Origin of the sequence: Ohtaekwangia koreensis (genome assembly GCF_900167975.1) — a bacterium.
GTDB classification, from domain to species: domain Bacteria; phylum Bacteroidota; class Bacteroidia; order Cytophagales; family Cyclobacteriaceae; genus Ohtaekwangia; species Ohtaekwangia koreensis.
Window position 1 is genome coordinate 580,236 of the sequence record NZ_FUZU01000001.1, and the last position, 22,240, is coordinate 602,475.

A 22,240-nucleotide genomic window follows, 5' to 3' on the forward strand; every position below is an offset into this window, starting at 1 on the left:
TCTACTAATCAAGTATATATGATAATGTAATTTGCCTTTCCAGGAAACATCCATTGCTATGTTAAAGTAACAAATATACTGATACAGTAGCCATTTGGTCATGCAGTCACTTTAAAAAAGCGCTTGTAAACTTCAAGCAAAAGATAAGATGCTCCTGTATATAGAACAGGTTCTACAGTTCGGAAATATCGTGCTTCTGTAAAGTGAAAAATGATGGGAAATAGTATGATCAGGGATATGGGTGTGAAGGCAAAAAGATAGTTTTTGTTTCTGGCGGATAATAGAATTATTCCGGGAATACCGATTATTAAACTCATCCAGTAGAGGAGACTTTGACTTAATTTGATTGAAAGCTGTAATGGATGAAAGCAAGGATTTGCAGAATGAATGGGCAGGTAATAAGATCCACTATGGACGAGAAATTCAGAGATAAGTCTGTTTGGTGCAATGATATGGGATTGAAACGGTTTTTCATTTTTATACTCCCGTGTAAATCGATCAAAGGTTGCAGTCACTTCTTTGTCTAGCGGTTCTGTATAGTGTTTTTGTAAGCGTATAAATTTAGCGCGGAGTGAGTCAATATCTGTCTGACTGTATTTGCTTGTATATGCGTATGCGGGCATCTTGAATTCGCAAGGTATCTCCGGATTCGGAATGAAGTAACATCCTGCACTGGTCTTTTCCCAGTGAATGAAATCGCCTCCCCAGGCTGTTACAAACCTTCGGAAGGCCAGCTCTGCATTCGTGTAATTATACCCTGCGGTTGAATTAATTTGCAGCGGAATCAATCTTTTATAGAGGGTATAGTTTCGGATTGTCCAGGGGCTAAGGAGTATAATGAGCGGAGTCGAAATTATAAGTGTTTTTGCTATAATCCTGCGCAGAGTAATCCATTGTATATCTTTTATTTCCTGTAAGAATTGAATACCAATTGGAATGAAAAGAATTACGAAGTATGCCTTTAATGTTACGAGGAGTCCAATAAATATTCCTGTTATGAACAAATTTGTGTTTGTTGGCTCTTTAAGGAATTTATGGTAGTGATACAGAGTGAAAATCAGCAATGAACAACTTAAGCTTTCCGGAGATGCATAGATTGAAAAAACGGTGGCGTTGGATGCCAACAGACAAATACCTAGAAGTATATATGAAAAGATATTGCTGTTGGTGATATTCAAAAATAGTCTGATCAGGTAATAGGTTGCGATGCATTCAATCAGAAGCTGGAAGATTGCCAGTAAATCATACGCCAACGGCTGGCTTGCAAATTGCCGGAACAACAAATAGGGAATTGAGTAATGCGGGAGGCGCCCTGCATATACATTTTCTTTGCCATTGTAAAAATAATAGGACCCTGTTTGGTTGTAATTCTCCATTGCTCCCGTGTATGAAAAGGTGTCACCGGAAGCAAAGGTTATATCTCCAATTTCTATTTCAGGATTGCTGCACTTGGTGAGGTAAATGAAATAGCCCGTTTGAAATAGCTTGATCACCAGAATAAAGACGAATAGATGAAGTCTATACTTTTTAATATCCGGAAGATGCAACTTGAGGTTCATACTGATTCTTAAAATGGACTACTAAGCGCAATACTGTGGGTATATGGTTTGTATATATCTATTCTTTTTCCGGTATAAAGAAAGCATGGATCAGATCGATGATCCATTTTTGCGTTTCCATCGATAGCTCATAATAAAAAGGCAGTCGAAGTAAGCGACTGCTGAAATAGTCACTCCAGGGTAAAGGTCTTCCATCATGAAGATTGCTATAGTATGGAGATTGATGAAGTGACTGGTAATGAAAAACCGAAAGGATATCTGATTTTTTTAGATGTGCTATCAGCTTGTCACGCGTTTCTCCATCACGACAAACCAGAAAAAACATATGTGCATTGTTTGTTGCAAAATCGGGGATAAACGGTAGTTCAAAATATCCTTTGCGTTGCAGCGGTATTAATCCTTCGTTATAAATATTCCAGATAGATTTTCGCTTAGACTGGATTACTTCTAGTTTTTCTAGTTGGGCATATAAAAAAGCTGCAATCAAATCGGACGGTAAAAAAGAACTGCCAATATCTACCCAGCCATATTTGTTTACTTCACCTTTAAAAAACGCAGTGCGGTTTGTACCCTTTTCCCAAATAATTTCAGCTCTTTTTTGAAAGCGTTCATCGTTGATCACGAGTAGTCCTCCTTCACCTGAAATTATATTTTTGGTTTCATGAAATGAAAATGCCGCAAGGTGCCCTATAGTGCCTAAATGTTTTCCCTTATAATAACTATCTATCGCTTGCGCAGCATCTTCTACTACAAATAAATTATAGCGTTGTGCGAGGCTCATGATCTTGTCCATATCACAGGCAATGCCCGCATAGTGTACAACAACAATGGCACGTGTCCGGGCCGTAATAAGACATTCAATGGATTCAGCATCCAGGTTGGGATGGTTTGCCTGGCTGTCTGCAAATATGATTCGTGCTCCGCGCAATACAAAAGCATTCGCCGTTGAAACAAATGTATAGGAAGGAATAATTACTTCGTCACCGGGCTGTATATCGAGAAGAATGGCGCACATCTCAAGGGCATCCGTACAAGATGTAGTAAGGAGACATTTTCTTGAGAATTTTTCTTCAAAGAACTGCTGACATTTCTTGGTAAAGAAACCGTTCCCTGATATTTGTCCGATTCGTATAGCCTCCTGAATATATTCAAGTTCGTTGCCAACGAAAGCTGGTTTGTTAAAGGGAATCTTCATTTGAACCTGATCCTGAATTTCTGAAGTGGAAAGATACTGATTTGGCTATTGTCGTATCGCGCCTCTTTTAATTTGATAAGCCCAGAGCCGCAAACAACTATAGGTTTACCATCTTCCATAAAAATAATCTTTCCCGCATCTCTGTTTACAATGGTTACATCACGATATTCTTCAGCGTCTTCTATGCGGATTTTCTCGTGACCCAGAAAAGCGGATGCGCCCATGTATGGATATCCGACTGCATCAATAAACCGGACTATACTTGCTGCATCCTGACTCCAGTCGATTTTGTAATCTTCATCATCTCGCCATAAGCTATAGGTTGCCTGCGCTTCATTTTGATCCGTATAGGTAAATTTCGTATTGTCCAGGAGCATCTGAAAAAAATCTTCGGCAATCTGTATATATAAACCAGATGCAATTTCGATTGCTTCTTTTATTTTTAATGGATACTGCACAGGCGCTGATTTTTGCAGCAGCATGGGTCCTTTATCGTATTCATCAGATGCCTGAATGGCTGTAACACCGATTTCTTTTTCTCCCTGAATCAGTTGATTCACAAGCGGGGCAAAGCCTCTGTATTTTGGAAGAAGCGAATCGTGAAGTACTATTATTTCTGCATGATCTGCTTGTATCATCCATCGCCAGGAAATCACAAAGCAGTATGGACTGGTAATGGTATATATATCTTTTCTGTTGAAAAATTTGAGATTGTTGTCTGTGCAAAGCTTCGCGATGGCATCGGAGTAATCGTTCTGCACGGCTTTGTCTTCACCTATAATGACCGAATCAATGATAGCACTTTGACGTTTTTCGATAAGATGTTTCAATACGGCAAACCCCTTATACGACATGAGCAGTAGCGTAACCATTTTAAATGTTGATCGTGTCTTTAACGATAAATATAGGCCTGTCCTTCACCTTTTCAAATGCTTTTCCAAGGTAGAGTCCAAGCATACCGAGAATCATAATGATCAGGCCGCAAAGAAACCATATTGATAATATCAGGCTGGTATACCCAACGACCTCTATGCTTCCTGCTATATATCGGATCAGCGTATAGATTCCCAATAAAGATGATATGAGCGAAATTACAAGACCTAACTTTATGGTTAGCCGAAGTGGCTTATCAGAAAATGAGATGATCGTGTTTAATGCTAGCTTGATCAGTTTATTCCAGGAGTAGCTGGTCTCCCCATGTTTTCGTTCGCTATGCTCAACCATAATGGAGGTCTTCGAAAAACCAACCCATTGTATCATGGCTGGAAAATAACGGATCTGGTCTTTCATATTTACAACCGCATCGATAGCCTTCCGATGATATATACCAAAGTTTGCAATGGAACTATCTTGCTTTGTCTCGGTTAGATAGCCGAACAGAGAATAAAATACTTTTGAGGATATCCGTTTGAAGAAAGTGTCTTTCCGCGCTTCACGTTTAGCAAAGATGATCTGGTAATTTTCTTTCGTCTTCTCAAATAATTTTACAATCTCTTCGGGCTGATCCTGAAGATCACAATCCATCACTACAACCCATTCACCTTTACAGGATTCAAGACCGGCACTAATGGCATAATGCTGCCCAAAGTTCCTGGAAAGATTAATCCCCTTTACCCGATTATCACTCTGTGCAATTTTTGAAATTAACTCCCACGAATTTTGCGGACATTGATCATTGACAAATAAGATCTCGAAATCTTCGGCTAATTTATTTTCTATTGTATCACGTAACCGCTGGTACAATTCAACCAAAGAGTCTTTACCCATATAAACGGGGATCACAATTGAAATCATGAAACTCTTTTTTTTTGAAAAGTAAACATAATAATTATTACTATGAACTTTTCTATGAATAATGCGAATGGATAGTCAGTGTGGTGGTAAGACCAGGTAATTCAATAGAGAGTCTCAATTCCCCCAGGCCACTACAATGCTAGTTGATCACTACCGTCTGCGTTACTACTTTATCGCCATTGCTGGCTTTTAAGAAGTATATACCATTCGGAATAGTTTGGAAATCAGAAGTCTCTAATGAGTAATTATTTTTATCGACCGTTATTTCCAATGCCGTAAAGAATCGCAGAATACCGAAGCTGTCGTACAAGCTTACGGTAATTTTTTGCTGCTTATCGGCGGCGATATAAAATGCCGGCTTTTCGCCAAGCGTTGGATTAGGGAAGAGTATAAAGTTGAAGAATGGATTGCGGTTAATGTCTATCGGTATAACTTTTGAATAAGTATACTTCCGGTCAAAGTCCGTTTGCTTTAACCTGTAGTAATTCAATCCCGGGAAAGGTTTTTCATCTGTGAATGAATAATTTTTTCGCGAAGTGCTGTTGCCTCCACCAGGTATAGCTCCAACAGACTCATAGTTGATTCCATCTTTTGATCTTTCAATGGAAAAAAAATCATTGTTTGTCTCGCTGGCTGTAGCCCATTCGAGAATGCTTTGCTCCTCGTGACTATACCCTGTGAAATATAGCAGCTGGATGGGTAGCGGACTTTGTCCGGTGTTGCCACCTGACCACCAACTGAATTGTGTTATACCGGGTACGGTGACGGTGCGTACGGGCGATGTATTGGAAAAGGTCTGGCCACTCAGTACATCGTTCCATGCCGAGGTGCCATTCCAGCGTTGCATCTTTATTCCATTGGCAGAAACGTCCAGTATAGTCGCCGTTGGGTCTTCTGTATTCGCGAAACTGAAGGTAACGGTGGCATTGTAAGTGCCTGCTGCTTGCGTGCTTGAAAAATGCCAATACCTTCTGATCGCCTGGGCAGGTGTTGCCACCGATGTGACAGCCTCAGAGCCGGTAGGCCACATCGATGATGAGCTTTGTGTTGCAAATATTGTATTGACACCCAACGTACCTATATTTCCGGAAGCCAGATTTATAGTTACCGGTATATATACTTTTGAGGCCGTTCCCATCGGGAATATATAGTTCGTGGATGTATTGCTTCCGATAGTCCATCGTAATTCACCAGCGGCATTTTGACTTTCGGAGATAATGCAACCCGGTGTAGTTCGCACAATGGCTGAAGAACTGGGATTCGATATCGTGACTTTGTGTCCATTCAAATTAAGCGCACCGGCATTCAGATTTAAAACACCTGTTGAATTCAATGTGACGTCTACTAAGGGTTGCAAAACTGTATTTGTGCCCTCAACGATAATGGAGCTGAATGTTTCAGAACCACTCGCGTTACTAATAGTTTGTGTAGTGCCTCCATTGAACTTTATAGTGCCACTGTTTGGAATCAGTGTTCCGAAATTACTCCAGTTACCAGACAATGTAATGGCCCTTTCGGAAACTGTGTTTTCCAACGATAATGTAGCACCGGATGCTATCGTTAAGTTTTTTGCCATCGCAGGTATAGTGGCACTTGACGCGGTTACAACAGTCGGTTGATTGGCAATGCAGGTTTCCATCGGTTTAATTACAACGTTGTTGGTAGCAGTAGGGGCTGTTGCTATAGTTTGAAAACTCGTGCCATCCCATTGCACCCAGTTTGCATCATCCGTCCAATAGTTATTGGCAGAGGATCCTGTCCAGAAATAATCTCCGGAAGCTACACCGCTGGTATTGGAGGGCTGTGTTACTGTGATGGATGCTGTTGTTGACAATGGAGTATTACAGGACGTGTTAGGTATTTTTACGGCCTTCACTACAAACGTCTGGCTTGTTGTAATTCGAAAGGAGGGGAGTGTAATAGTACCACCTGTGCCCATTACAGAAGATCCGACATCGGTGGTGTTTGATACATTTCGTAAAGTATATATTACGCTGCTTTGAGACGATACTACTTGTATGGCAGCTTTTGTATTGATGCAAGTACTGGCGGACACTGCATTAACTCCCAGGGATCCCGATGGATTCGTACAAGCTACAGTGACGGAAGCAGATGCCAGGCTTTCTGTCTTGCCACTTTCAACGGCCGTGGCCGTAAGTATGCCACCCGCGTATAGATCGGTACTTCCTATACCGGAAAGCGTCCATGTTCCGTCAGCGAGCGTAACCGTTGTGCCTAAAAATACTCCATCTAAGTAAACATTAATAACTGTTCCTGTTGCAGCTGAAGATGTACCCGATACAACGGTTGCTCCTTCGGTATAGCTACCTGTTATTGTAGGGGCTGTAGAACGCGATAGCACGGTTACTTCATTTGAAAAAGCACTTGCCGATTCTCCGGTTGCTGTTGCTGTAGCTTTTATAAGATTGCCTCCGACCAATGCAACTAAACCACTAATAGTCCAATTTCCATTTGCATCCACAGTTGTAGTGCCTACTGAAGTTCCATTTTTGTATAGGGTTATCGTTGTGCCGGTTGCTTCTATAGAAGTACCCGATACGCTGGTAGCGCCTGTGATAATAGGACTCCTTACTATTGGAGCTGTTGACGTTTCGGTAACGTCTCGTGTAGCGAGAGCAGAAATGCATTGTCCAGACTGTAATGCATATACTGTAATGACTTGTCCCAATGTTAAGCTAAGTCCTGAAAACGACCAGTTGCCTCCGGTAGCAGTGGTGCTCGATTGGAGATTTCCGTTAATATATAGTAAGACTGTATTTCCTGCTGTTGCAGTGCCGGTGAGAGAAGTTGTTGTTTGAAGGATTGGGTTTGTGCTAATAACCGGTGTACTTGTTGTTCCGGTAGTACCAATGCAAATAGTTGTTGTTTTTGGAGATTCACACTTGCCGCTTTCTTGTGCCGTAACCCAAAATATACCCGATGCTATACAGTTGGGTCCACCCCCTGTACAATTGGTAGTTCCTCCAGCACAGTTATATAGGAAAGTATTGGTAGCACTTGTCGTTGTAGTTGTCAATATAGTGCCGGGAGCATTGGGTCCATAGATGGTAATGATAGTTCCGGTAGCAGCTCCTGTAGGCCCACTTCCTCCTATACCTTTGTTAGAACTGCAAGTAATGGATGGTACTAAACTACAGGTTGCACCCACGGTAACAGAATTCGAATCATAGCTGACAGATTTAGAAGTTGCTGTTGCCGTGGCTTTCACAGCAGCACTGAGTGTTAAAGCCGGAATTCCCGAGAGCGTCCATGTACCGGATGAGACAGTAGTAGTACCCACAGATATACCATTCACATATACATTGATAACAGTACCGTTCGCTTCGGATGATGTTCCACTCACGGATGTTGCACCAACCGATAGCGGACTATTTACGACAGGCGTAGCAGATCGCACAGGAGGAAGGCCACTGTTAAAATTTGATGGTGATGTTGGTAATGACGCATTGATCACGGATGTCCATGCGTTACCAAAGTTCCCTGCATACGAAGCATCATTTACCCCTGCGATATCGCTGGGGCCCGTCTGTAAAACTGATTGTGTACTGATGACGGTATTGGCTACCATGCGAACCGTAGTAGATGCATTAAAGGAAGGGAAATGCGTAGTGATGACAGATATAGGTATATAGAAGTCGTAGAAGTAATCGGGGTTACTGCAGTTCGTTGTATATGCCACTGACTTTTGACTATAGTCATCATACGACAAAGTTGTTTTTACAGTGGGAGTTGTAGTGCCGTTTACGTCATTTAGCCGGATGCCTATATTTGTGATGAGTATAATTTCAATTTCAAATCCGGGGTTGCCGGTAACATAATTCGGGTCTTTCAATGAACCGCTGTTACCGAATAAACCATCCGTATCAAGCAGAATGCTATATCCCTTGGAGTTTGTGGCATAGTTGCCGAGACGAAATCTGAAAAGCCAATTAGCTCCGGATAAATATGTATATGCAGAACTGTAGAATGAGGCATCATCTACCATATCAGTAAATCCACAGGAAGGTCCTGTTGCGAGATCGCCTGTGGGTTCTGCATTGGGAAGAATGATAGCCACATACGGTATTTCACTTTCCTGCTCGTCATTGTCAACGAATCCTTCATTGTCTGTTGAAACATAGTTGTCCAAATTCGGATCAAGCACAGATTTTCCAGCAACTGCCGGTTTAACAATTAACCCTGGTGTTTGTGCGGAAAGACTAGTGATGATAAAAAATATGGGTAGTAATGCCACCCTTGTGAATTTTGAGAGGATCGACATATAACTTGGGTTAATAATAACGGTCTTACATTCTAATATACAAAGAGATTCTTGTTGCTGCTGATTACGCAGAGAAAGTTATTTGGAATTCTGCTTGTTGCGGTGGTCGCTGTATTTGTACAGTAGACTGTAGTTCGGATTGCTGCTCTTGTGTGTTTAAACGTTCACTTAGGTATATAATGTGTGGTCTCTTTGCAGAATCAACTAAATATATACCGGCGTGAAGTCTTGCGGTGAATCATTCTATATATTATGTCAGCATCTATTAAGGAGAGTCCATGAAAAGCATTCGTATTCATAGACGAATGCTGTGCTACATGGTAATCACACTACTACTATTAATATAGTGTAGCATATGAGACATTCCTATATTCACGCACACTATTTTAATTCAACTGGTAAACTTGTCGTCTTATGTAATGATGATGTGATTGAACGTAATAAATGCTCTATACACTGTAGAATGTAGTGCCGGATGCATTTATATAGCTGTGAAATTTATATAAAGCCCTTACGTAAAATTAAGAATGTGTTCAGGTAAGGAGAATCCTGAAACAACTTCGTTATCTATATCCTGATAAGGCATTCTCTTAGTTGATTTACGTATTTGTAAGGGATATCAATGGTATATTTTAAATATAGGGGCGTGTTGTAATGCGATAATTATAGTGACTCATGATTTAATTTATGTAATTACTGTCATCGAGGTTGTAATGATATTCGCATAATCGTGTCGATTGTATCCACTTTTCTGCATATGATGGTTAATGATATGCTAAAGTTACTCCACACTTCGTGAAAAGAGCCGGTGTAAGAAATTCAAAGCGAAAAGCGATATTCTGTTGATTCGCATGAAAGTGATAACAGTTACTGTTATATCGTTGAAAAAAATGGTGCAGTTTGTCTGGTGTTTAAGTTTACTCATCGGTGCATGTTTTATTCTCACCCTTTACTCTACTTAAGAAATGCACGATGTCCTATCATTTGATGCATTGCAGCCACATGAAATCCACATGAGTATGAATCCACACCCATTTGTAAGTACTGCACTCATATTTGTCATTTACGGTATAATCTGGATAGTGGTCTATCGCATGTAAGGCGACAAGTGTATAGAACGTAAAAAAAATTTCCCATCGCTATACTTTTGAGACATCAAATCTTTATGTCAGCAAGGTGCTGCTTAATACTTAAAGAATATAAATGTCAAAATCATGAGAGTAAATGCGAAGTTGAAAATTGTCTTAGTAGTGGCTGCTTATCTGTTGGTAAATTTTTCATGGGCACAAAGCTGTAACTGTAAGTATACAGTGGGGCTGACTGAAACAAATGTAGATGGTAAAGCTTTAGGTATTAATCCCGGTGATGTTGTTTGTATACAAGCTGGTAACAGAAGCGTATTACGTTTCTCAAATTTTCAGGGTAGTGCAACACAGCCTATTATTATTAAGAACTGTGGTGGATTGGTAAACGTTGAGAACTCTGATAAAAGTTATGGTATGTGGTTTTCTGCCAGCCGTTACTTCAAAGTAACCGGTACTGGTGACGCAAGCCTTACATATGGTATACGCGTGAAGATAACAAAGGATGGCTCCAACGCTGTTGTTGTATCAGATCTAAGTTCAGATGTAGAAGTTGATCACGTGGAAGTTGCCGGATCAGGTTTCTCTGGTATCATGGCTAAAACAGATCCACGTTGTGATCTTACTGCAAACCGTGGTGTCTTTACAATGTATAATGTATCGATACACGAAAACTACGTGCACGATGTGAAAGGTGAAGGTATGTATATCGGTAACTCATTTTACAATGGCTGGACTGGTAATACATCTTGCAGCGGAACTACACTTTATCCACATGATATTATCGGATGTAAAGTATATAAGAATATAATAAAGCGTACCGGAGCGGAAGCAATTCAGGTAGGTGCTGCTTCATCGGGTTGTGCGATCTACGGTAACGATGTTGAACTTTTCGGACAAGATCCTTTTGCGAACTATCAGAACAATGGAATTCAGATCGGACTTGGTACCGGTGGTGTGATGTATAACAATATAATTAAAAACGGACCTGGAAATGGTATAATTATACAAGGTAAAGGTGATAACGTACTCTATAATAACATCATCATCGGCGCAGGTAGTAACGGTATATATTGCGATGATGCAACAACAAGCGGTACACTTGGTTCAGGTTTCTCTTTCGTGAACAACACGATTATTACTCCCGGCGGTGACGGATTGAAGATCGCTGCTGAACGTGTAACCCTGAATCACTTCATCAATAACATCGTGATCAAGCCGGGCACTGGTGTATATCTGAATAAGACAATGACTAGCGTCAAAATTGAGGAGCTTAACAATTACTATAGCGCTAACCTGGTTGATGCAAAATTTGTGAACGCGACAGCGAACGATTATCATCTGCTTACTACGTCTCCAGCTTTGAACAAAGGCGTATCTGCATCTTCTTATAATGTAACATTCGATTATGATAATAAGAGCAGACCTTCCGGAGGTACCTATGATATAGGTGCATTTGAAATGCAGACAGCAACGAACAGTATACCCACTGTAAGCGCAGGTGCTGATAAAGCGATAACACTTCCTACGGCTACGACTTCTGTTACGGGAACAGCGAGCGATTCAGACGGAACAATTGCTTCCTATACCTGGACAAAACAAAGTGGTCCTGCAGCTACGTTAGCAGGTACAACAACCGCTACACTGTCGGCTTCTGCACTGGTTGCTGGTACCTATACTTTCAGACTTACTGTGAGCGACAATGCTGGTGCATCTGCATACGATGATGTAGTAGTAACGGTTAACAGTGCAACGGTGAAACCTCCGGTAGTAACGGCTACGCCTATATTTAGAATCAACGCTGGTGGTACTGCTGTAACTGCAAGTCCGATTAACTGGACATCCGATACACAAGCTGCTAAATCACAATACCTGGATGCTGCAAGTGCTAACTATACATCGGGTAGCTCGGGCTGGACAGGCACAAACACAACAGGTGCTCCAAACAATTTATTCGGTCCGAATCGTTACTCACCTACGTATGGTGGTACTACGATGGAGTGGAACCTGCCTGTGCAAAGCGGAACATACCAGGTAAATTTATACTTCGCTGAAACTCCGTATGCAGGTGGTGTAAAACAAGCTGGTGCACGTGTGTTCCACATTAATGCAGAAGGTGTTCGTCAACTTAGCAACATCGATATATATGCAGAAGCAGGAATGAACGCACTGAAAAAGCAATTCGAAGTTACAGTAACCGATGGTACACTTGATCTGGACTTCGTTCGCTCTGTAGGTAATCCGCAGGTAAATGGTATCGAGATTGTAGCGTTAACCGCACAGACTACTACAGCTACTGCACGTATCGAAAGCACTGAAGAAGCACAAACAACAGAAGAGACTGTAGCATCTGTACAAGCTAGTCCGAATCCATTCACAGATAAATTATACCTGACATTGGATTCAGAAAGCAAAAATGTTTCAGTGGTGTTACAAGATATGAGTGGCTATACTGTACTGCAGGATCTGCAACAGGATGTATCTGCGATCACACTTGATTTCGCAACGAAAAGAATTCCTTCCGGCATATATGTTATCACAGTAAATGCTGATGGTAAAGTTCTGAAGCAGCGCCTTGTGAAGAACTAATAGCTGATTACTCTCTGATTAAGCAAGAAGGCTTGCCCCTGGAAAGGGGCAAGCCTTTTTGTTGATATAACTTAAAGAATGATGGAGAATGAAATGTGAGGATATAACGTTCAAAGCATGATCGTCTTTTAAATTTATAGCTATACTTTCCTGGAGAATACTTAACAACCAAGATCAACCCTTCCCGGCAAGAATAACCGTAGAGTCTTTCATGTCGAAGGCAGAAGGAGAGAGGCCTGTAAAGAATTTGAAATCTCTTACGAAGTGAGACTGATCGAAGTATCCCGAACGATACGCGATGGATGTAAGTGATTCTTCTTTATTGGACGTGAGTATAAGACTCTTCTGAAAGCGATTTATTTTATAGTATAGCTTGGGGGAGAGGCCGGTATAGTGTAGAAATAATTTTTGAAGGTAGCGAGAGCTTATTCCATACCGGAAGGCAACATCCTCTATGGTGTCACAAAAGTCTTCGCTTTTCATCTCTGCAATCACATTGTTGACTACCTGGAATATTGTGTTCTTCTTTTGAAAAGCAGGAAGCTTTTTTAATAAAAATGATTCAAGCAGTGCAAGTTGCTGGCTGAGATGTGGCGCGTTTAATAATTGTTCGTGAAGCTGCTTTACTTCTGCGCCACCCAATGCAGTAAAGTCCGTAACCTGGTCGTTAAAAATATCGATGCGATCGTTTAGCACCAGCGATGCAGTGTGTGGATAAAAGCGAATTCCAAGCATCTTGTTTTTCCCAAGCGACTTAAAATTCAGCGGATTGATAATCTGGCCCCAGAGCTCTACCCGTGGCGTTGTATCAAAACTATTTTCACGTCCGGTTTGAAAGGAGCCAGTGCCCAGGTTGAACATGATCTCCATGTTCCCGGTAGCACAAGCTTTGTCTTCGAACACTATATCTGTATCGTATTCACACACGTAAAAGCATTTTACAAATGCTCTTAAATTCTCGCTTGGTGTATATTCCTGATACGTCATGCCGGTTTTAAAGATAAGAATATAACGCCAAACTTAGCGCAGGCAAATGGCAAAGGCTTGTACAAATCGGAACACGTGAAAAAATATGCAACATCAATTAAACGACTGCCGATATTCTAAAGGCGACTGACTTGTTTTTCTTTTGAACAGTTTATTGAAAGATTGTGGGTGCTCGAACCCCAACTGATAAGCGACCTGTGCAACGGATAGGGTACTGGTAGAGAGAACTTCTTTTGCTTTCTCTATGAGTTTATTGTGAATGTGCTGCTGCGCATTTTGTCCGGTTAACGAACGTAGCATATCACTCAGGTAATGAGGCGATACATTTAATTCTTCCGCTAAATATAGCACGGTAGGTAATCCTTTTACGGAGGCTGTATCGTTGTTGAAATAATCGTTCAGAAGATCGTCGAGCTTCGTGAGCAGATCGTGGTTCACTGCCTTCCGCGTAATGAACTGACGCTTGTAAAAGCGATTGCTATAGTTTAGCAGCAATTCAATTTGAGTAATGATTACATCCTGGCTATATTCATCAATCGATGATTTCAACTCATCGTCAATGTTGTGAAGTATATTCAGGACGATGACGCGCTCTTTGTCAGATAAATGTAAAGCCTCATGAACATCATACGAAAAGAAGCCAAGGTTCCGGATGCTTTTCCCCAACGGATAATTCCGGATGAAGTCAGGGTGGAACAGTAAAGTATATCCCAAGTATTCGGTATCATCTGTTATTGCCAGCAATTGATTGGGCGAAGTAAACACGAGGCCGCCCTCATCGAAATCATAGTAGTGCTGACCGTATCGAATTTTCCCGTTCAACCCTTTTTTATACGACACCTTGTAAAAGTTGAGTAAAAAAGATGTCGGCAGGTTTTGCTTTTCTACAGAGATAGTGGAATTGTCTACCAGGCTTACCAGCGGATGCAAAGGCTTGGCTAAGCCCAGCACCCGGTGTAAGTCTGATATAGAATTGAACTTATAAGGATTCTCTTCTTTCTTCACAGTATAAAGATAATTGATTTAGTCGCCCAGAAACATCTGAGCCATTTGTTTTCTGAACTTCTCATCGCCAACCTGCAGTCGTTGCGCATAGAGTGTTTTTGCATCCTCACCGGCTACATAGCGCAATATATCTTTTCCATCGGTAGCCGCTTCATATACCACCTCGGCAATTTGCTCTGCCGTGCTAAAGGTATCTTCATGTATAGCGCCCATTAGTTTAGCAACCCGTTGGTCGTATGCAGGGTGCGATGGCATTTCGATGGAGCGGTTTAGAAAATCTGTTTTGATACCGCCAGGCGAAACGGTTTTTATACCTATACCAATCTTGTTCAACTCGAACGCCATACTTTCAGCCCAACCCTCCAATGCCCATTTGGTAGCATGGTATACCGAGCTGAACGGAAATGTAAGCAAGCCACCCATGGAGGTAGTATTGATAAACAAGCCGCTTTGTTTTTCGCGGAAGTATGGTATAAATGCTTGCGTAACGCGTATAACACCCAGCAGGTTTGTATTGAGCTGCCGTACCAGCTGCTCATCCGATATAGCTTCGAGCGGACCTATCAATCCATAGCCTGCGTTGTTAAACACAATATCAATGTTACCGGATGCTATAGCCTTTTGCGTGGTGTCTTTGATCTGCTCAAGGTTCGTGACATCCAGCGGCAACACGGTAACGTTGGCTATACCATTCAATTCTTTTTCGTTTTCTGGTTTACGCATAGTCGCGATTACATTCCAGCCGTGTGATGCAAATAATTTTGCTACTGCTTTTCCCAGGCCTGTAGAGGCTCCTGTGATGAAAATTGTTTTCATGATTGTTTTAATTAAACTTTTATACAACAAAAGTCGAAGTACCCCGGCCAAATGGTGTAGCCAAAATGGAGTTTGTTGTAGCTCAAATGGAGCGGAGATGAAGTTTATATTTTGCTATCGGGAAATACTATATTTGGTAAGACCTGATGAGACTATACGGAATCATATTGCTTTATTTTCTATCGCTGCCTGCCTGGGCGCAGTTTGATAAAGATTTTTTGGGACTATCAGCTGAAGAAAATTTGATCCTTAAAAGTATCACTGCCTATGATGTTGTGAAAACTGACACAACAGGCCGGCTTACTCAAATCTGGCTGGAAATTGATTCGCAATTATGCTCTTTGAGCGAGAGGATGTCGGCACAAAAGCTTTTGGCGCTAACGTATCATGATAAACCCATAATAAGATGTCGTGCGTTTCATGTGTTGGTTGATGAATATGAAGGAGACGCTCTTTCTATTATTCAAGAACATATGCAGGATACCGCGGTGGTCCATTCTTTTCCCGGGAGTTGTTTGCCTATGAAGGCGTATGTAGGCGATTATTTTGTAGAGGTATATCGAAGGAAATGCTTTTTCGCTCGTGACTCTATACAAAGGGGCAAGCTTGATAGCATTGTTATATTTGCCCCAAATAAATTAAGCGCACGACATTTCGCTATGTACCGTGCTGCAAATGCCGGAAAGTTTTACAATAAGATAAGGGAAATTGTGATGGAAGCTGAGGTTTCGGGGCAAGGTATTATTACCCTTGCCAAGTTTCGCAGGGAGCAGGATATAGATTTGATTATGAATTGGAAAAGCTCTGATCATCTTCACCGTGACAGAAACGCTAGTTGTACTTTTTTTGCTATTGCAGAATTTCCGCATCCTGCTTTCTCTCCGTTCCTTCAACAGTATATTAAAAAGGCTATACTTGCAAAACCAGATGTATCGTGCCACTTGTTGTATTTTGCTATCGCTAACTATAACAATAAGACTTCGCACGATCTTCTGTCACTTCCGTTTCAAATCGCAGATAAAAGCATACGGACCGAACATCTAGAAAAGCTATCAGAAGCTTTAAAGATGAATTCTAATCCGATCTATAATGATCTCCGATCTCGGTTGAAGGGGTATAAGTAATATGGCAGTATTACGGCTTGATAGAGTTCGCTATAATTTCACCCTTTTGATTTATACTATAGTTGCTGCTTTTGATATCAATCTTGAACCCCATCAGAGTCACCGGTCTCCGGGACTCTGATGCTCTGAGACGCAATCAACGAATGGAAAATATAGTTTAACTATTCTCGCCTTGCCTTCTTCTACTTACGCCCATTGCCGTGATGACGTTGGATTTTACAACGACTATATATTAATCCCCATCAGAGTCACCGGCTTCCGGAACTCTGATGCTCCGAGACGGAACCGCCGAATGGAAACCTAACCGTTAACCGACTTATAATGACAAATCGCTATATCTCCAACCTCACCTAACTCATAGTACCGCGCACTGGAGTGTTGATACTCTGTAAAGTCATTTGCCAGATTCCATTTATTGCGAACAGGATTATGATGTATATATTCCAATTTTTGTTCGATCATCTTTTCATCATAACATTTACGCGCATCAAAAGATAATTTGAATACCTGATGGTTCTTGCCCTTCAACTGCTCTGCACGTTCAACGCCTTTAGCCAGTATTTCCAACATAGCAGTTTTGCCTTGTTTCTTCAACCCACTTACGATAGAGTATGCCATAAACCGTTTGCCATTGCCTATAATTTTACTTAGCGATGTACCACTATGAGTAGGAAAAAGTAAAACATGAAAGTGATTGGGCATGATAACGTAACCTAGCAGTAAGCAGCCATCGTGCTTCAAATTATTAAACCATCTATAAACACTGGCGTACGCATCAGCTTCTTCGAATAAAGGCAGCCAATTATAACAAGTAACGGTACAGAAATATACTTCATGTAATTCTGTTTGTAGCGTGTGTAACATTTTGATAACGGTATAGATTTGTAAAATAGAGGGTTTAAACTGCTAATACAAATTGAACCGGTGAAATTTTGTAAGGCTCGTATACATCAGAGTCCCGGAGACCGGTGACTCTGATGGGGTGGTAAGAATCCCCGTCAGAGTTACCAGCTTCCGCCGGAGACCGATGACTCTGATAGGCTGTAGTGTATAGCATGCTTATTTCCGATAGCGAACAAATTTATACGAATTCGAACGTACTCAGGGAAGAAATCTGGGTTTCAACCGCGTCTTACTGGTGGCGCAATAATTGCAAAGGACGGATGACCACCGCTTAATCTTCGTCTATGTTCAGAAATTATATCACAGCCGCACTGCGGAATTTATTAAGAGAGAGAACCAGTACTCTCCTTAACATCGCGGGTTTAACCCTTGGTATAGCTGGAAGCATTATTCTTTTTCTTATTGTTCGAAACGGAAATTCGTATGATCACTACCACTCGAAGTTCGACCGCATTTATCGTATAGTAACGGAATCGAAAGGAAACAACGGTGATACTTTTACGCAAGGTGTTCCACCTATATTGTCCGATGCTTTCCGGAACGACTTCCCTGAAGCTGAAGAAGTGGCTTTCACATCTTATAGAAGAGGCAGCATGGTGAGCGTAGTGCAGCGTAATGGACAATTAAAAAAATATGAAGAACCAACAGGTGTTGTGTTCACACAATCTTCATTTTTTAGAATCTTCGATCGGTCTATACTAATCGGTTCAAGCGACAAAGGGTTGGATGAACCGAATAATGCAATTATTTCCAGACGATGGGCCATTAAATATTTCGGCAAGGAAGATGTAGTTGGTGAGATCCTCAGGTATGACAACAATGATTTTAAAATTTCTGCGGTAATGGAAGATTTTCCTCCCACTACAGACTTCCCTTTTGAACTCATGCTCTCTTATACCACTATTGAAAAGTCAATGGAGAAAGGCGGATGGGGCGGTATCTCAGATTCAGATAACTGTTACTTTCTGTTAAAAGAGGGTGAACTTATCGACAAGGTTGATCAACGAATGTCGGCCTTCGCAAAAAAATATATAGGTATAGGAGATAATGGCAGTGCGGGCTCAAATTTTTTAATTCAACCCCTCGCCGAAATACATTTCGATATGAGGTTCGGCAACTATAACAAGAGGATGCCTCAAGCAGCAAGCATTGCCTTCACGGTCATAGGTATATTTCTTCTGATTACAGCCTGTATTAATTTTATCAACCTTACTACAGCGGAAGTAATCAAGCGAACCAAAGAAGTCGGTATACGCAAGGCGCTGGGAAGCTCACGCGCAGAGTTGATTATAAAATATCTGCTCGAAACATCGCTCGTTACTATAGCGGCAGTGTTTCTCGCTATCTCAATTGCTCAACTGGCGCTTGGATTTCTGAATCCGTTTCTTGAGCTGTCACTTTCGCTCGACGTTGTTACAGACATCACACTTTGGGGATTTCTAATTTTTATTACTGTTATAGTTTCATTGTTGTCAGGATTGTACCCGGCCATTGCAGTATCATCCCTTAGGCCTGTGATGGCGTTGAAAAATCAAGTCAGCGGCACACCTTTATCTGGTACAAATTTTCGCAAAGGACTCGTGGTATTGCAATTTTTCATTTCGCAGTTCTTCATTATCAGCACCATCGTAATTGCAGAACAAATGAATTTCATACTGAGTCAGGATATAGGGTTTAATAAGGACGCGATCATAACAGTTCCCATTCCGGTCGCAGACGGCAGCAATGACCCAGGTAAAATGCGTGCGTTAAAAAATGAGATCCTTGCATTGCCTGGTGTTGAAAAGGCTACATTGAATGCTACACCTCCAAGCGCTAATAGTGTAACCGGCACAGATTTCAAAATCGTAGGTAATGAAGAAGATTTCAAGACTCAGATTAAACAGATAGACGGTGACTATTTGGAAGTTTTTGGCGTAGAGGTTATCGCAGGCCAGGGCCTTTTGGATTCCGACACAATCAACGGGCTTATGGTAAATGAGAGATTAGCAAAAATTGCTGGCTTTGATAACATTGATGAAATTGTCGGAAAGGAGATAGAGCTTTCCGGACAGCATCTTACGGTGAAAGGTGTAGTAAAAGATTTTAATACAACAAGCCTGGAAAAACCGATCGAGCCGGTTATTCTATTTACAAACATCAATGATTTTCGGAAACTCTCTATCAAATTAAAACCAACGGATATTGAAGAAACGCTCCTTGCTATACAGGCGAAGTGGTCACAAATATACCCGGAGTATATATTCAGTTACAATTTTCTTGACGAACAGATTTATAATTTATACCGTGGAGAACGAAAGATGTCGACACTACTGACTATTTTTTCATTCATCGCAGTCTTCATTGGGTGTCTGGGATTATTCGGACTAGTAACTTTTATGGCCAATCGTAAAACAAAAGAGATCGGTCTCAGAAAAGTGCTGGGTGCGTCAGTGCAAAGTATTATGCTGTTATTCTCAAAGGAATTTGTAAAACTGTTGCTGATCGCATTTCTCATCGCTGCACCAGCAGCAGGCTTCATGATGCACACAGTTCTTCAGGAATTTGCATATCGCATTCAACTGGGTCCTGTGGTTTTCCTTACCGGATTGAGTGCTACATTCTTAATAGCTTTCCTTACAGTGGGATATAGATCGTTTAAATCTGCCAGTGCAAATCCGGTCGATTCGTTAAGATCGGAGTAGTTTAATGTTGGACAAGCCTGGTCTGTAGCAAAAAGATACAGCCGAATTGATTAAGACGAAAGCTTATACCGTTTGCCATGGCGTTGGATCTGCAGCGACTATATATTACCCCATCAGAGTCACCGGTCTCCGGGACTCTGATGCCTCTGAGACGTAATCAACGAATGGAAATATAGTTTAACTATTCTTGTATACTTTCTTCTGTTTGCACCATTGCCATGGGGCGTTGGTTTTTTGCAACGACTATATATTAACCCCATCAGAGGCCGGTGACTCTGATGGGAGCGGTAATCTAATCTGGCTACTCTGATGGAGGATGGATGAATAGGAAAAGCAGTAATAGAAATTCGTTGTAGCCGACAGGGACTACTCAACAAAAGCGGCCAGTTTTTCAAGCGTAGATATAGTTCCGGCTTCATTGTCTTCGGGCTTGATGCCGCGGGGTATATTTTTAAAATGGAACGTTACTTCTGTTCCGTCCTGGTGCAAGGCAAACGTTACTTCCATAATCATTTCACCAGCAAAGTCAGCCTCGTTTGTTTCAAAATTTACGGCCTCAACAATTTTCTTGTTCGGTATAATCTCTATATAGCGTGATGAGAATTTGTCCTCCTTGCCGGCTGTCTTCCCTTTAACGTTTACTTCGCTCTCGGGGTAAAACAACGACATGGTATATCCGCCACCCGCACGGAAGTTGAAGTTGTGTACTTTACCAACCATATCGTTGGGCGCCAGCCAGGCTTCCAACGCTTTTGCGTTCGAGAATGCTTCGAATACTTTCTCTATCGTGGCGTGAATGATTCGGGAGTTTTTTGTTGTTTGTGGCATAGCGATGTTTTTATTATAGTAAATAAAAAAGTATACCGGATCAGTCCGAAATGACGGTACAGCTAAGCGAAAAAGGGATTTTTAGATGTGGCGTGTGCGTCACGAAGCATCAGAGTCCCGGAGGGCCGGTGACTCTGATGGGGCGGTAAAAATAGTCCCATTTATAGTCTGTTGAATTTGTGGGCAAAACTTACCGCCAACGTTGGCTATAAGGCGTTGCCTTACCAAAAATAAACATTAAAGGCAAATGACTATAGACTTTGTTGTAGGCTGGTGCCTTGTCTGCTCTTTGTATTCCAGTAGATTGAAACTATAGCTGAAATTATCAAAACGACAGTCACCTCGTTAAGTTCAAGGTAATAGTTTTCCGAAAAGGCAAAGACTATTATGTAGGAACTTAGTCCGTTAAGAACAATCAGAATTACCAGCCCGAGAAGAAAATTAACAACGTTGTACTTTGTTCGAACGAGCCTGATTAGTACAGTGCATAAAAGACCTGCTGCCAAGATAATTAACACACGAAACAGTGGATTAACTTCATTAATAAATTCATTTCTGTTTATAGTTGAAATTATGTTAGCTGAAATCTGAGCGTCAGACATGTCACCTATATTGTCTCCAGGTCTGCCATACCAATAATTCATCGGTGTAACTAAGCTGTCCCGTAGAAACCCTATAAGAATAGTTTTATCCTTGAGAACTTCTGGGACTATATTTTCAATCTCGCTCAGCGGTGCACGGAAATATCTGTCTGTTCCCCTGAAATTGATTCTTTCTTTATTGTTTCCTCTTTCCTTAAGTCCATTTAAATTGTCGGAAAGTTGTAATTCAAAATAGGAGTTTTTGTCTGTTTTAAAATGAGTTATTTCATTTTTAGGAGTCAGAATTCCGCTTGTTCTTTTATTTGAATTTTTGTCACAGTCGCACGTAATTATATTTTTACTTTCACTAAGATACTTGTTAAGAATTTCACTGGTGTCCTCAATATTGCAAAGATTAACTCCAATCGACTTTGGCTCGAATGACTCCAATAGCTCAATGTAAGTCTTCACTGTATCCAAGTCAATATACTCAATGTCCAATAGTACGATTTCGGTTTCCACTCCCGGATCAGTCCTTAGGCTTTTAAATAGTTCAGCGCTAACCCTGCGAGGTAAGTCTATTGCAAATAAATTGATATCAATAAACTGATAGAGAATTATGATTGTCAGCGTAAATGCTGTCGAGATAATCAGTCGTTTCATTCTCTATTGTTAATCGTAATTATTTTTCGGCACTTGTCCTCAGAAGCATGCCGGCAATCCAAATTAATAATTAATAATCAACTCTGCCGGCTTGATTTATATACATTGTTGTCGGTAGTTCTCTTACCCTACACTTAATACAACAACT

14 protein-coding genes are annotated in these 22,240 nt (G+C 41.1%); 3 read left to right on the plus strand and 11 right to left on the minus strand.

Features of this window, described 5'->3' with window-relative positions:
* Positions 1-98 precede the first annotated feature (98 nt).
* The 5 genes from B5Y40_RS02495 to B5Y40_RS02515 form a co-directional block, all read right to left on the minus strand.
* Positions 99-1,559 carry a hypothetical protein gene (locus B5Y40_RS02495; RefSeq protein ID WP_079685124.1) on the minus strand — a complete coding sequence of 487 codons (1,461 nt, stop codon included), beginning with the start codon at positions 1,557-1,559 and terminating at the stop codon, positions 99-101.
* A gap of 58 nt (positions 1,560-1,617) precedes the next feature.
* Entirely contained in the window at positions 1,618-2,754 is a 1,137-nt protein-coding gene (gene rffA, locus B5Y40_RS02500) for a dTDP-4-amino-4,6-dideoxygalactose transaminase (RefSeq protein WP_079685125.1), read from the minus strand.
* Positions 2,751-3,608 (minus strand): methionyl-tRNA formyltransferase, encoded by an 858-nt coding sequence (locus B5Y40_RS02505; protein ID WP_159453584.1) that lies wholly within the window; start codon positions 3,606-3,608, stop codon positions 2,751-2,753. The genes rffA and B5Y40_RS02505 overlap by 4 nt, the downstream gene beginning before the upstream one ends.
* Before the next feature lie 19 nt (positions 3,609-3,627).
* Positions 3,628-4,548, minus strand: a complete 921-nt coding sequence (locus B5Y40_RS02510) for a glycosyltransferase family 2 protein (protein WP_079685127.1) — start codon at positions 4,546-4,548, stop codon at positions 3,628-3,630.
* Positions 4,549-4,687: 139 nt separating this feature from the next.
* The gene (locus B5Y40_RS02515) at positions 4,688-8,830 is read right to left on the minus strand and encodes a T9SS type A sorting domain-containing protein (RefSeq protein ID WP_079685128.1); all 4,143 of its coding nucleotides are present in this window, start codon (positions 8,828-8,830) and stop codon (positions 4,688-4,690) included.
* A 1,214-nt stretch (positions 8,831-10,044) separates the two neighbouring features.
* Here B5Y40_RS02515 and B5Y40_RS02520 point away from each other — a divergent pair.
* Positions 10,045-12,501, plus strand: a complete 2,457-nt coding sequence (locus tag B5Y40_RS02520; protein WP_079685129.1) for a PKD domain-containing protein — start codon at positions 10,045-10,047, stop codon at positions 12,499-12,501.
* Between the two features lie 174 nt (positions 12,502-12,675).
* Here the strand turns inward: B5Y40_RS02520 and B5Y40_RS02525 are convergent, their stop codons facing one another.
* The 3 genes from B5Y40_RS02525 to B5Y40_RS02535 all read right to left on the minus strand — a co-directional run bounded on the left by B5Y40_RS02525 (position 12,676) and on the right by B5Y40_RS02535 (position 15,309).
* Positions 12,676-13,488 carry a helix-turn-helix transcriptional regulator gene (locus B5Y40_RS02525; RefSeq protein ID WP_079685130.1) on the minus strand — a complete coding sequence of 271 codons (813 nt, stop codon included), beginning with the start codon at positions 13,486-13,488 and terminating at the stop codon, positions 12,676-12,678.
* A gap of 93 nt (positions 13,489-13,581) precedes the next feature.
* Positions 13,582-14,493, minus strand: a complete 912-nt coding sequence (locus tag B5Y40_RS02530) for a helix-turn-helix domain-containing protein (protein WP_079685131.1) — start codon at positions 14,491-14,493, stop codon at positions 13,582-13,584.
* Between the two features lie 18 nt (positions 14,494-14,511).
* The gene (locus B5Y40_RS02535; RefSeq protein WP_079685132.1) at positions 14,512-15,309 is read right to left on the minus strand and encodes an SDR family oxidoreductase; all 798 of its coding nucleotides are present in this window, start codon (positions 15,307-15,309) and stop codon (positions 14,512-14,514) included.
* A gap of 167 nt (positions 15,310-15,476) precedes the next feature.
* On the opposite strand from B5Y40_RS02535, the gene B5Y40_RS02540 reads away from it, so the two are divergent.
* Positions 15,477-16,433: a hypothetical protein gene (locus tag B5Y40_RS02540; RefSeq protein ID WP_143785575.1), complete on the plus strand. Its 957-nt coding sequence runs from the start codon at positions 15,477-15,479 to the stop codon at positions 16,431-16,433.
* A gap of 300 nt (positions 16,434-16,733) precedes the next feature.
* Here B5Y40_RS02540 and B5Y40_RS02545 read toward each other — a convergent pair whose 3' ends face one another.
* A complete protein-coding gene (locus tag B5Y40_RS02545; protein ID WP_079685134.1) occupies positions 16,734-17,297 on the minus strand; it encodes a transposase in 564 nt (187 codons plus the stop codon).
* Positions 17,298-17,620: 323 nt separating this feature from the next.
* On the opposite strand from B5Y40_RS02545, the gene B5Y40_RS02550 reads away from it, so the two are divergent.
* Positions 17,621-20,020: an ABC transporter permease gene (locus B5Y40_RS02550; RefSeq protein ID WP_079685135.1), complete on the plus strand. Its 2,400-nt coding sequence runs from the start codon at positions 17,621-17,623 to the stop codon at positions 20,018-20,020.
* Between the two features lie 366 nt (positions 20,021-20,386).
* Here B5Y40_RS02550 and B5Y40_RS02555 read toward each other — a convergent pair whose 3' ends face one another.
* On the minus strand, positions 20,387-20,848 hold the full coding sequence (locus B5Y40_RS02555) for an SRPBCC domain-containing protein (RefSeq protein WP_079685136.1): 462 nt from the start codon (positions 20,846-20,848) through the stop codon (positions 20,387-20,389).
* Between the two features lie 251 nt (positions 20,849-21,099).
* Complete coding sequence (locus B5Y40_RS02560; RefSeq protein WP_079685137.1) at positions 21,100-22,092, minus strand: CHASE2 domain-containing protein; 993 nt, start codon at positions 22,090-22,092, stop codon at positions 21,100-21,102.
* Between the last annotated feature and the right edge of the window lie 148 nt (positions 22,093-22,240).

What these genes read in the sequence shown, in the direction of transcription:
- B5Y40_RS02495 (WP_079685124.1), bottom strand. Translation starts at nt 1,559, where the DNA reads ATGAACCTCAAGTTGCATCTTCCGGATATTAAAAAGTATAGACTTCAT.
- rffA (WP_079685125.1), bottom strand. Translation starts at nt 2,754, where the DNA reads ATGAAGATTCCCTTTAACAAACCAGCTTTCGTTGGCAACGAACTTGAA.
- B5Y40_RS02505 (WP_159453584.1), bottom strand. Translation starts at nt 3,608, where the DNA reads ATGTCGTATAAGGGGTTTGCCGTATTGAAACATCTTATCGAAAAACGT.
- B5Y40_RS02510 (WP_079685127.1), bottom strand. Translation starts at nt 4,548, where the DNA reads ATGATTTCAATTGTGATCCCCGTTTATATGGGTAAAGACTCTTTGGTT.
- B5Y40_RS02515 (WP_079685128.1), bottom strand. Translation starts at nt 8,830, where the DNA reads ATGTCGATCCTCTCAAAATTCACAAGGGTGGCATTACTACCCATATTT.
- B5Y40_RS02520 (WP_079685129.1), top strand. Translation starts at nt 10,045, where the DNA reads ATGAGAGTAAATGCGAAGTTGAAAATTGTCTTAGTAGTGGCTGCTTAT.
- B5Y40_RS02525 (WP_079685130.1), bottom strand. Translation starts at nt 13,488, where the DNA reads ATGACGTATCAGGAATATACACCAAGCGAGAATTTAAGAGCATTTGTA.
- B5Y40_RS02535 (WP_079685132.1), bottom strand. Translation starts at nt 15,309, where the DNA reads ATGAAAACAATTTTCATCACAGGAGCCTCTACAGGCCTGGGAAAAGCA.
- B5Y40_RS02545 (WP_079685134.1), bottom strand. Translation starts at nt 17,297, where the DNA reads ATGTTACACACGCTACAAACAGAATTACATGAAGTATATTTCTGTACC.
- B5Y40_RS02550 (WP_079685135.1), top strand. Translation starts at nt 17,621, where the DNA reads ATGTTCAGAAATTATATCACAGCCGCACTGCGGAATTTATTAAGAGAG.
- B5Y40_RS02555 (WP_079685136.1), bottom strand. Translation starts at nt 20,848, where the DNA reads ATGCCACAAACAACAAAAAACTCCCGAATCATTCACGCCACGATAGAG.
- B5Y40_RS02560 (WP_079685137.1), bottom strand. Translation starts at nt 22,092, where the DNA reads ATGAAACGACTGATTATCTCGACAGCATTTACGCTGACAATCATAATT.